Raw genomic sequence first — 11,525 nt, forward strand, 5'->3', positions numbered from 1 at the left:
CGTCCCCGCCACTGTCGGGCGTACTGGCCAGTCCGGACGTGGGGGTTGATTACTATATCTGGTCATTACAGGTGGCCGGGGTGGGAACAACACTGTCCGGCGTCAACCTGATCGCCACCATCGTCAAGATGCGCGCACCAGGCATGGACCTGATGAAGATGCCGGTATTTACCTGGACTTCGCTGTGCACCAATGCACTGATCGTCGCCTCGTTCCCGATCCTGACCGTCACGCTGGCGCTGCTGTCGCTGGACCGTACCATCGGCACCAACTTCTTCACGAACGAACTCGGCGGTAACCCGATGTTGTACGTGAACCTGATCTGGATCTGGGGCCACCCGGAGGTGTACATCCTGATCCTGCCAGTGTTTGGCGTGTTCTCGGAAATCGTCTCGACCTTCTCGGGCAAGCGCCTGTTCGGCTACACCTCGATGGTATATGCCACCGTCGTCATCACCATCCTGTCGTACCTGGTATGGCTGCACCACTTCTTCACCATGGGTTCGGGCGCCAGCGTCAACTCGTTCTTCGGTATCACCACGATGATTATCTCGATCCCGACGGGCGCGAAGATCTTCAACTGGCTGTTTACCATGTACAAGGGCCGCATCCGTTTCGAAGTACCGATGCTGTGGACCATCGGCTTCATGCTGACCTTCGTCATCGGCGGTATGACCGGCGTGATGCTGGCAGTGCCACCAGCTGACTTCGTGCTGCACAACTCGCTGTTCCTGATCGCCCACTTCCACAACGTGATTATCGGCGGCGTGGTGTTCGGTGTGTTCGCGGCGATTAACTTCTGGTTCCCGAAAGCGTTCGGCTACAAGCTCGACGATTTCTGGGGCAAGGTATCGTTCTGGTGCTGGCTGGTTGGTTTCTGGGTGGCGTTCACGCCGCTGTACGTGATGGGCTTCATGGGCGTTACCCGCCGCATGAACCACTTCGACGATCCTTCGCTGCAAAAATGGTTCATCATCGCTGCCATTGGCGCCTTGATCATCGCAGCCGGTATCGGCGCCTTCCTGATCCAGCTGTTCGTCAGCTTCATGAACCGCGAAAAGCTGCGCGACGTGACCGGCGACCCATGGGGCGGCCGTACCCTGGAGTGGGCGACTTCGTCGCCACCGCCAGACTACAACTTCGCGTTCACGCCAGTGGTGCACGACAGTGACAGCTGGGCCGACATGAAGGACAACAAGTACACCCGTCCTCTGACCGGCTTCGTCGCCATCCACATGCCGAAGAACACGGAAATGGGCTTCATCATCGCGGCCATCAGCTTCGTGCTCGGTTTCGCCCTGATCTGGCACATGTGGCTCGTTGCCGCCGTGAGCTTCGTGGTGATGTTGGCTGCCATCGTCAAGCACACCTTTAACTACAAGCGCGATTACTACATCCCTGCGGAAGAAGTAACTCGTACCGAAGAAGCCCATACTCGTCTGCTGGAACGCCATGTCTGAAATTACCGCTAACGGCGCCGCGAGCGCCGACCCAAGCGCGCGTTACTGGACGCGCGACCACCACCCGGAGAACAGCACGCTGCTGGGCTTCTGGTTGTACCTGATGAGCGACTGCCTGCTGTTTGCCGGCCTGTTCGCAACCTACGCCGTGCTGGGCCGCAATTATGCTGGCGGCCCGACCGGCGCCGAGCTGTTCGAACTGGGCACGATCGCGCTCAACACCGCGTTCCTGCTGCTGTCGTCGATCACGTACGGCTTCGCCATGATCGCCGCCCAACGCCGCAACGTCGGCGCGGTGATCGGCTGGCTGGCGGTGACCGGCCTGTTCGGCGCGGCCTTCCTGTTCCTGGAAATCGAAGAGTTCATGCACCTGATCCACCTCGGTGCCGGTCCGCAGCGCAGCGCGTTCCTGAGCTCGTTCTTTGCACTGGTCGGTACCCACGGCCTGCACGTGACGTTCGGTATCATCTGGCTGATCACCCTGATCTTCCAGGTGAAAAAGCACGGCCTGACCGTTGAAAACCGTCGCCGCCTGATGTGCCTGTCGATGTTCTGGCACTTCCTGGACGTGATCTGGATCGGTGTGTTTACCTTTGTTTATCTGATGGGAGTTCTGCCTTGAGCGCGCCAATTAATCAACATGGCCACGGCCACGACGACCATGGTCACCATGAGCAGGACGATGGCAACCACGGCACGATGAAGGAATACGCGATCGGCTTCGTGCTGTCCGTTATCCTGACCGCGATTCCGTTCTGGCTGGTGATGGCCAAGGTGTTCGACAAGTCGAGCACCACCGCCTTCGTCATCCTCGGCTTTGCTGCAGTCCAGGTCGTGGTCCACATGGTCTACTTCCTGCACATGAACGGCAAGAACGAAGGCGGCTGGACCCTGCTGTCCACGCTGTTTACCCTGATCCTGTTGATCATTGTGCTGGCCGGTTCGATCTGGGTCATGTACCACATGAACATCAACATGATGCCGTCCATGGGTGACGACGTGCACAACATGCATGAGATGAAATGACGGGCGGCGCTGAACAGCGCCAGCGTTCCCGCACCCTGCGCATCAGCCTGGCCATTCTGGCCGGGTTGATGTTTGCAGGGTTTTTTGCTTTGGGAACCTGGCAAGTCTATCGCCTGCAATGGAAGCTGGCCCTGATCGAAAGGGTTGACCAGCGCGTGCACGCACCCCCCATCGCCGCACCGGCGGTGGCGCAGTGGCCGCAGGTCACCGCCGAATCGGACGAGTACCGCCACGTGCGCATCACCGGCATGGTCCTGCCGGGCTCGGACACCCTGACCCTGGCCTCGCTCGACCGTGGCATCGGCTACTGGGTGCTCACGCCCCTGTGCACGGCCGACGGCGGTATTGTCATGATCAATCGCGGTTTCGTGCCGGCCGGGGCGGGCGGCTGGCGCGCGCAACCGGCGCCGCCGAAGGCGCAAGCCGATGCCTGCGGTGCGCTGGCTGAATCGTCTTCACCAATGGTCACCGTGTCGGGCTTGTTGCGCATGAGCGAGATTGCCAGTTCGCTGCGCAAGAACGAACCGGCGCGCAACTACTGGTACACCCGCGATACCCGCGCGATTGCCGAGGCGCGTGGCCTGCCGGCCGTGGCGCCATACTTCATCGACGCCGACGCCGCATCGGCGGCAGCAGCGAACCTGCCGGTGCCCGGCGAGACTGCGAAACCGGTCGGTGGATTGACGGTGGTATCGTTCGTTAACAACCACCTGGTGTATGCGCTGACCTGGTATGGCCTGGCGTTGATGGTGATTGCCGCAGCGGTATGGGTGGTGCGTGATGCGCGCAAGAGCAAAGCAGAAGGCGTGAATGGCGAAAGCTAACAAGAACCCGTTCGACCATGGCAGCCGGCCCACGCCGGTGATCGAGCCGCTGGCAGCTGCCAACTCGATCACCCACGCGGCCGGCCACAAGAACATGCAGCAGCTGATCCAGCTGCGCTGGATTGCCGTGGTCGGGCAAATGGCGACGATTGCCGTGGCCTCGATGCTGCTCGACGTGCAGTTGCCGATGCCGGCCATGCTCAACGTGCTGGCCTGCCTGATCGCCTTCAATATCGCCAGCACCTTGCGCTGGCAGGAAAACCAGGTGGTCTCCAACAGCGAGCTGCTGCTGGCGTTGACGGTGGACGTGGCCAGCCTGACGGCGCAACTGTACCTGTCGGGTGGCGCCACCAATCCTTTCGTTTTCCTGTATCTGCTGCACGTGATTTTGGCAGCCGTGCTGCTCGAAGCGTGGTCGACCTGGACCATCGCCGGCGTGACCGGCTTCTGCATTGCCGGCCTGGCGCTGTTTTCGGAACCGCTGCGGCTGCCGCTGGACCAGGAGCGCGGCATCATGAGCCTGTACGTGCAGGGCATGCTGCTGTGCTTCATCATCGACGCCGCGCTGCTGGTGGTCTTCGTCAACCGCATCATGCGCAATATGCGCACCACCGCCAGCAAGCTGGCCGACCTGCGCCAGCGCGCGGCGGAAGAAGAACATATCGTGCGCATGGGCCTGCTGGCCAGCGGCGCCGCGCACGAGCTGGGTACGCCGCTGGCCACGCTGGCCGTGATCCTCGGCGACTGGAAGCACATGCCCGAGTTCAAGGGCAATCCGGAATTGCTGGAGGAAGTCCAGGAAATGCAGACCCAGCTGCAACGCTGCAAGTCCATCGTCAGCGGCATCCTGTTGTCAGCGGGCGAGACCCGGGGCGAATCGTCGGAAGCGACCACGCTCGACGATTTCCTGTACGACGTGGTGGCCGCATGGCGTATCGGCCGGCCGGTGCAGCTGTTCGAATTCGACAACCGGGTGGAAGTGGACTTGCCGGTGGTAGCCGACTCGACCGTCAAGCAGATGATCAGCAACCTGCTCGACAACGCACTGGAAGCATCGCCGCGCTGGCTGCGGCTCGATGCCGTCATCGAAGACAAGGCGCTGGTGCTGACCGTGACCGATTCCGGCCCCGGTTTCGCCGAAGCGATCCTGGCGCAATTTGGCAAACCGTATAATTCAAGCAAAGGACGGCCGGGCGGCGGACTCGGACTGTTCCTGGTGGTAAACGTGGCGCGCACCCTGGGCGGCACAGTGACTGCCAGCAATCGTGAAGAGGGCGGGGCGGTGGTGCGCGTCCACCTGCCGCTGTCGGCCATCGCCATACAACCGGAAGCAACCCATGACTACTGAAGCCGTGCTTGATGAAGCTGTATCGAACGAACGCGTGCTGCTCCTGGTGGAAGACGACGCCGCCTTCGCCCGCACCCTGGGCCGCTCGTTCGAGCGGCGCGGCTACCGCGTGCTGCTGGCGGAAAATGTCGACGAAGCCAGCGCGGCGCTGATCGACAACTCGCCCGGCTATGCCGTGGTGGACCTGAAACTCAAGGGCAATTCGTCGGGGCTGGCCTGTGTGCAAATGCTGCACCAGCACGACCCGGAGATGCTGATCGTCGTGCTGACGGGCTTTGCCAGCATCAACACCGCAGTGGAGGCGATCAAGCTGGGCGCCTGCCAGTACCTGGCCAAGCCGTCGAACACCGATGACATCGAAGCGGCGTTCGACCACGTGGCCGGCACCGCCGAAGTGGAAGTGACCAACCGCGCCACGTCGGTAAAAACCCTGGAATGGGAGCACATCCACACCGTGCTGGCCGAGACCGACTTCAACATCTCGGAAGCGGCCCGTCGCCTCGGCATGCACCGCCGCACCCTGGCCCGCAAACTCGAAAAACAGCGCGTCAAGTAACCGCTTCAGGTTCAGCGCTTCGGGGTCAGTGCCGACATTCGGACATTTTGGAACTACATGGTGCGGTGTTGGTCACTCTAGCGATGGGCTCGTGTCCGAATGTCGGCACTGACCCCGAAGTAGGATGTTGAGGGCGTGGTTGAATGCGTCCAGCAAGCCTTGCAGGTCTTCGTGTTGGGCGCGCAGGCGGTCTTCGAGGGCGGTGGCGGTTTCGTGCAGTTCGGTGGCGGAGAGGTTGCCGGCGGCGCCGCGTACTTTGTGGACCAGGTCGGCTGCATCGAACCAGCGGCCGGCCGCGATGGCTTCCTCGATCATCCGGGGCGCCTGTTCGAAGTCCTTGGCAAACATCGCCAGCAGGCGCTTGAGCAAGGTCGCGTTACCGCCCAGACGCTCCATTGCGGCCGGCACGTCGATGCCGGGCAGGATGATTTCGGCTGCTGCTGCGGTTGCTGCTGCTGCGGTTGCGGTTGTTGTTGCGGTTATTGCGGCTATTGCGGCTGTGCCTGCTGGCGGCGCTGGCAGGAATTGCGCGGTGAGCGCCATCTCCGCCACGCTGGACTGGTCCGGCGCCACCCAGGCTGCCAGCACCGTGTACAGCGTTTCCGGGTTGATCGGCTTGGTCACGTAATCGTTCATGTCCATGTTCAGGCACCGTTCGCGGTAGCCGGCCACCGCGTGCGCGGTCATGGCGATGATCGGCAGGCTGGCGTGGCGTTCGTCGGCGCGTATCAAGGCCGTGGCCTGGTAGCCGTCCATGTCCGGCATCTGGATGTCCATCAGCACGGCGTCGTACTTGCGCTGGTTGATCATGCGCGCCGCTTCGTCGCCGCTTGCCGCCAGGTCCGAGCGCACGCCGGCGCGTTGCAGGATTTCGCTGGCCACCTGCAGGTTGATGCTGTTGTCATCGACCACCAGCACGTGCGCACCACGAATGCGCTGCACCGCGAACGATGGCGGCGGCGCCAGCTTGGCCGTGGCCTGGCCCACTTCCAGTCCGAGCGCCGTCAGCACCGCGCTGCGCAGCAGGTACGGGTTGACCGGCTTGTCGATGAATGGCGTGGTGCGCAGCAGTTCGGCGCCCTGGAACCGGTGCTCGCGCGCGTAGGCGCTCACCATCAGCACCGGCGGCACCGCCGCCAGCTCACTGTCTTCGGCGATCCGTTGCAAGGTCTCGATGCCGTCGATGTCGGGCATCTCGGCGTCGATCAGCAGCAAGTCGTACTGGTTCAACTGCATCGCCGCCACGGCCGCCGCGCCCGACGCCACCGCCGCCGGTTTCAGGCCCCATGCCGCCAGCTGTACCTTGAGCTTGTGGCGCACCGAGTTGTTGTCGTCGACGATCAATACGCGCTTGCCCAGCGCTGCCTCGGGCACCGGCGCCTGGCGCTGGCTATGGGCGGGGCCGGTTTGCATCTGCACCGTGAAGCTGAAACTGCTGCCCACGTTCGGTTCGCTGTCGACCGTGATCACGCCGCCCATCTTGCGCACCAGCTGCTGCGAGATCGCCAGTCCCAGGCCGGTGCCGCCGTACAGGCGGGTGGTGCTGGCATCGGCCTGGGCAAAGGCCTGGAACAGGCGCGACTGCTGCTCGGGGCTGATACCGAGGCCACTGTCTTCGACCGCGAAGCGCAGCGCCACCATGCCATCGGGCACCGGCTGTTCGGGCGCCGGGACGGCCCGTTCCACCCGTACTTCGATCTGGCCGCTGGCCGTGAATTTCAGGGCGTTGCCCACCAGGTTGACCAGGATCTGGGACAGCCGCAGCGGGTCGCCCAGCAGATTGGCCGGCACCTCGGGCGTGGCCGAGATCACCAGTTCCAGTCCCTGCTCCGACGCCCGCCATGCGAACAGGTCGGCCAGCTGGTTGAGGGTGTCGAGCAGGTCGAACGGCAGCGCTTCCAGTTCCAGCTTGCCCGATTCGATCTTGGAAAAATCGAGCACGTCGTTGATGATCTCGAGCAGGCTCTGGCCCGCCCGGCCGATCTTGCGGAAGTAGTCGAGCGGCTGCGGGCCGATGTCGAGGTGCGTGCCCAGCCCCGCGAAGCCGAGGATGGCGTTCATCGGCGTGCGGATTTCGTGGCTGATATTGGCCAGGAATTCGCTCTTGGCGCGGGTGGCCGCTTCGGCGTTCAGGCGCGCGCGTTCGATCGCCCGCAGCGCCCGCGCTTTCTGATAGGCCGAGACGAACGGCTCCTTGAGCGCCTTGAGCAGCTCGATGTCACTGGCATTGAACGACACCTGGTACTGGAAGTTCTCGAAGATCAGGTAGCCCTCCACCTGGCCGTCGATCACCACCCGCACCGACAGCAGCGCATGGACGTCGCCAGGCAGCGCGTGCTGGTGGTGGATTTCAAAGATGTCGGGCGCGATTTCGCAGCCGGCCGGCGCATACAGCGCCTCGGCCTGGCGCAGGTCGATCCGGTAAGCGTCATCGACGACGTCGATGCGGCCCCAAGCCGCGCGCAGGCCGAGCATGTCGCGGCCGTCCTCGCGCACCAGCGCCAGCGCCGAATCGACACCGTGGACGGCGGTCGACTCCTGCAAGATGGTGTGCAGCAGCGCGTCGAAGTCGAGCTGCTCGTTGATCGAGCGGACGATGGCGTTGAGCTTTTCCAGGTGCTGGGTGCGCGAATACACGAGCGCCTGCAAATTCTCTCCTTTCAGGTGCAGCTGGCGCAGGCGCCAGCGCACCATGCCCCAGGCCAGCAGGCAGCACGCCACGCCGTAAGAAAGCCAAGCCCACCAGGTCTGGTGCCACGGCGGCAGCACCTTCACCTGCAGCGCCAGTTCCTCCGTGCTCCACGCGCCTTCGCGATTACTGCCGCGCATGCGCAGCACATAGTCGCCGGCCGGCAGGTGGGTGTAGCTGGCGATGCGGCGGCTGGCATCGACCTCGATCCAGCCGCGGTCGAAGCCTTCCAGCAGGTAGGCATAGCGGTTGCGCTGCGGCGCCGAATAGTCGAGCGCCGCCAGTTCCACGTCGAAGCCCTGGCTGTCGGCGCGCAGGCTGATGGCCGGGCCCTCGGCGGTATTGACTTCGGCGGCAGTCAGCTGCCGCTGGTCGATGCGCACTGCGCTCACCACCACCGGCGGGCGGTGGTTCCAGTCCGCCAGCTGGTCGGGATAGATCACCGCCATGCCGGTGGCCGCGCCGAAGATCAGGTCGCGGTCGGAAACCGTGCTGGCGCCCGGGTAAAAAGTGCGGAAGGCCAGGCCGTCGGCGCGCGTGAGAGCGCGCGCCTTGAAGGTGCTGGCGTCGATGATGACGATGCTGTCGCCGGTGGCGGCCCATACCCGGCCCGCCTGGTCGGCTTGCAGGCTCATGATGGTGCTGGTGGCCAGTCCCGGCAGACCGATCGTTGGCGCCACCCGCTGGAAGACCGGCTTGCCGTGTGCATCGCGGCCCGTCAGCACGCACACGCCGCCGCCCTGCGTGCCTACCCACAGCCGCCCGCGGCCATCGAAGACCAGCGCGCCGATCTGCGCCTCCGGCAATTCGGTCGAGATATTGGGCGCGGCCAGGATCTGTTCGACGGCGCCGGTGTCCGGTTCCAGGCGATTCAACCCGTTGCCGGTGGCTATCCATAGCGCGCCGTAGGCGTCCACCGCCATGGCGTGAATGCGGTTGTCGGTCAGTCCGCCGGTGTTGGCCGCACCCTGCACGTAGCGGCGCACGATGCCGATGGCGCTGTCGTAGCGCAGCAGTCCTTCGGAGGTGCCCAGCCACAGCTTGCCGTCGTGCGGCAGGATGGTGGTCACGCGCGGCGTCGGATTATCCTGCGGCAGCGCCACCCGGCGCACCCGGGCGCCATGGCCGCTGGTGAGGTAGAGTCCCAGTTCGGTGCCGATCCAGGCTTCGCCCGGCGTGGCCTCGGCCAGCGCCAGGATCATGCGGTTGGGCAGGGCAGTCTCGGGCTGGTGCGGGTCGGGACGCAGCAGGGCGCGGCGGTGACCGGCCGGATCCACCAGGTCGAGCCCACGGTCGCCCAGGGCGATCCAGACGTCGTTATGAACATCGTTGAGCAGCGCGGTAATGCCGGCTTCCAGCTGTCCTTCGGCGCCGAACACCGAGTCGATCGCTTCGGTGTGCGGATCGTAGCTGTCCACGCCGCGCTCGGTGGCCACCCAGATCATGCCGCTGCGGTCGCGCAGCATGGCGCCGGTACGGTCATGGGCGAGGCTGGCCTGAACCGCCGGCTGATGCACGATGAGGGTGCTGGCGCGGTGGTCGGTTCGGTATTCCACGATGCCGTTGCCGTACGTGGTGGCCCACCAGCGGCCCGGCGCGATTTCGACGATCCCCTGCACCATGTGCGCGTCGAGGTCGCGCACGCCGGTCGGCTTGACCAGCACTGCGCTCGTGCCCCGCGTCTCCACCACGCCGATCCCGCTGCGCATGGTGCCGATGGCGATTTGTCCTTGCCGGTTCTCGCCCAGCGCCAGTACGGCGTCCTGCCATACGCCCAGGCCCGCAACCGCCACCGGCACCGGTTCGATGGCGCCACCGGGACGCAGCCGGGCCAGGCCGCCGGTGGTGCCGATCCACAGCGTGCCGGCGCGGTCCAGCAGCAGCGCGCGGATGTCGCTGGCCGGCAGGCCGGGCGCGTTGTCGCGGGTGTAGCTGCGTACCGTGCCCTGGACCGCATCGTAGAACTTGAGCGCGGTGGGGGTAGCGAGCCACAGGTTACCCCGGCCATCACCGGCAATGGCATTGATGGCGCCGTGATTCAACTCGTCGGCGACGCGCACGAAGCGTTCGGTGCGCGGGTCGAACCGGGCCAGTCCGGCGCTGGCGGTGCCCACCCATAGGCGACCACCCTGGTCCACATGCAGCGCCAGGATGGTGTCGCCCGGCAGCGACCCCAGGTCGGAGGGGGCGTGGACAAAACTGCGGAAGCGATAGCCGTTCCAGCGCGCCAGGCCGCTGCGGGTGCCCACCCAGATATAGCCGTCGCCATCCTGTGCCAGCGCCGTAGCGACCGGATTGGGCAGACCCTGATCCATGCCCAGGTGCTCGAACAGCGGCGTGGCCAGCTGGTCCCAGCGCTCCTGGCCGGCCGATGCTGGCAACGGCGCCGCCATCATGGCGGACCAAGCCATCGTGACGAGGACGAGCGAGGCCAGCCGTCGGAATGCGGCCAGCGTGACTTGCAGAAAACCGAGCTGGATATTCAACTGAACAAACACTCCCGTCAGGCAAATCTATTGCTAAGAGCATACGGAATACCCCTGGGAAAGTCCACGGGTACCAGCGCAAAATGCCATTGGCCGTTACAATCGCTACCGGTCTTTACAACACATGGAATCTCGATGAAACCTGAAATCCTGGTACTTGCCGCCAGCCCGTCCGCCGCCGTGATGGAGCAACTCGACCGGCATTTCCACTGCCACCACGCGTGGCGCCAGCCGCAGGCAGAGCGCGCAGCGTTCATCGCCTCGGTGGCGCCTGGCGTGCGCGCAGTGCTCACCACGGCCGCCATCGGCGTGGACCAGGCCCTGCTCGACCAGTTGCCCGTGCTGGAAATGATTGCCATCAACGGCATCGGCCTCGATGCCATTCCGCTCGACCTGACCCGCGCCCGTCGCCTGGCCGTCAGCAATACGCCTGGCGTACTGACCGACGATGTGGCCGATCACGCACTGACCTTGCTGCTGGCGGCCGCGCGCCGCCTGCCGGCGCTGGACCGCTACGTGCGCGCAGGCTGCTGGGAAGACGGCAAGCCACTCCAGCCCACCCGCGCTCTGCGCGGCAAGACCTGCGGCATCTTTGGATTCGGCCGCATCGGCCAGGCGGTGGCGGCCCGTGCGGCAGCATTCGGCATGCGCACGCAGTACTTCCAGCCGCGTGCCATCGAGGACGTGGCCACGCCGCGCGCGGCGTCGCTGCTGGACCTGGCGCAGGCCAGCGACTACCTGGTGGTCTGCGCGCCCGGCACGCCGGCCACGCGCCATGCCATCAATGCCGAGGTGATGGCCGCGCTGGGCGCTGACGGCACCCTGGTCAATATTTCGCGCGGCGCGCTAGTGGACGAAGCGGCCCTGGTGGCGGCGCTGCGCGACGGCGCGCTGGGCATGGCGGCGCTCGACGTGTTTGCCGACGAGCCGCGCGTGCCAGCTGCGCTGCGCGAACGCGATAACGCCATTCTCACGCCGCACGTGGGCAGCCTGACGGTGGAAACCCGCCACGCCATGGGCCAGCTGGTGGTCGATAACCTGCTGGCGCATTTCGCCGGCAACCCATTGTTGACTCCAGTGAACTAATCATCGGGACGTCATCGGCAAGTCACATAGGCGCGGTATGCTCACTATCA

General features: G+C 64.9%; 8 protein-coding genes. 7 read left to right on the forward strand and 1 reads right to left on the reverse strand.

The features are described 5' to 3' along the window. The 6 genes from DUPY_RS11010 to DUPY_RS11035 all read left to right on the forward strand — a co-directional run. A partial coding sequence (locus tag DUPY_RS11010) for a cbb3-type cytochrome c oxidase subunit I (protein WP_070247967.1) occupies positions 1-1,460 on the forward strand: 1,460 nt, incomplete at its 5' end. Next, complete coding sequence (gene cyoC / locus DUPY_RS11015; RefSeq protein ID WP_070247969.1) at positions 1,453-2,082, forward strand: cytochrome o ubiquinol oxidase subunit III; 630 nt, start codon at positions 1,453-1,455, stop codon at positions 2,080-2,082. The genes DUPY_RS11010 and cyoC, both read left to right, overlap by 8 nt. Then, positions 2,079-2,486, forward strand: coding sequence for a cytochrome o ubiquinol oxidase subunit IV (cyoD, locus tag DUPY_RS11020; RefSeq protein WP_070247971.1), 408 nt, complete (start codon positions 2,079-2,081; stop codon positions 2,484-2,486). The genes cyoC and cyoD overlap by 4 nt, the downstream gene beginning before the upstream one ends. Next, on the forward strand, positions 2,483-3,310 hold the full coding sequence (locus DUPY_RS11025) for an SURF1 family protein (protein ID WP_070247973.1): 828 nt from the start codon (positions 2,483-2,485) through the stop codon (positions 3,308-3,310). Before cyoD ends, DUPY_RS11025 begins: the two co-directional genes overlap by 4 nt. Continuing rightward, positions 3,297-4,658 carry an ATP-binding protein gene (locus DUPY_RS11030; RefSeq protein ID WP_070247975.1) on the forward strand — a complete coding sequence of 454 codons (1,362 nt, stop codon included), beginning with the start codon at positions 3,297-3,299 and terminating at the stop codon, positions 4,656-4,658. Before DUPY_RS11025 ends, DUPY_RS11030 begins: the two co-directional genes overlap by 14 nt. Then, a complete protein-coding gene (locus DUPY_RS11035) occupies positions 4,648-5,214 on the forward strand; it encodes a response regulator transcription factor (RefSeq protein WP_070247977.1) in 567 nt (188 codons plus the stop codon). Before DUPY_RS11030 ends, DUPY_RS11035 begins: the two co-directional genes overlap by 11 nt. Positions 5,215-5,286: 72 nt before the next feature. Here the strand turns inward: DUPY_RS11035 and DUPY_RS11040 are convergent, their stop codons facing one another. Then, complete coding sequence (locus tag DUPY_RS11040; protein WP_229255325.1) at positions 5,287-10,389, reverse strand: response regulator; 5,103 nt, start codon at positions 10,387-10,389, stop codon at positions 5,287-5,289. A gap of 135 nt (positions 10,390-10,524) precedes the next feature. On the opposite strand from DUPY_RS11040, the gene DUPY_RS11045 reads away from it, so the two are divergent. Continuing rightward, a complete protein-coding gene (locus DUPY_RS11045; protein WP_070247979.1) occupies positions 10,525-11,475 on the forward strand; it encodes a 2-hydroxyacid dehydrogenase in 951 nt (316 codons plus the stop codon). The last annotated feature ends 50 nt before the right edge of the window (positions 11,476-11,525 follow it).

It is taken from the genome of Duganella phyllosphaerae, from assembly GCF_001758785.1.
Lineage (GTDB): Bacteria > Pseudomonadota > Gammaproteobacteria > Burkholderiales > Burkholderiaceae_D > Rugamonas > Rugamonas phyllosphaerae.

Bases quoted from the DNA above. Each gene is read 5' to 3' on its own strand.
- cyoC (WP_070247969.1), top strand. From the start codon at position 1,453: ATGTCTGAAATTACCGCTAACGGCGCCGCGAGCGCCGACCCAAGCGCG.
- DUPY_RS11030 (WP_070247975.1), top strand. From the start codon at position 3,297: ATGGCGAAAGCTAACAAGAACCCGTTCGACCATGGCAGCCGGCCCACG.
- DUPY_RS11025 (WP_070247973.1), top strand. From the start codon at position 2,483: ATGACGGGCGGCGCTGAACAGCGCCAGCGTTCCCGCACCCTGCGCATC.
- DUPY_RS11035 (WP_070247977.1), top strand. From the start codon at position 4,648: ATGACTACTGAAGCCGTGCTTGATGAAGCTGTATCGAACGAACGCGTG.
- DUPY_RS11045 (WP_070247979.1), top strand. From the start codon at position 10,525: ATGAAACCTGAAATCCTGGTACTTGCCGCCAGCCCGTCCGCCGCCGTG.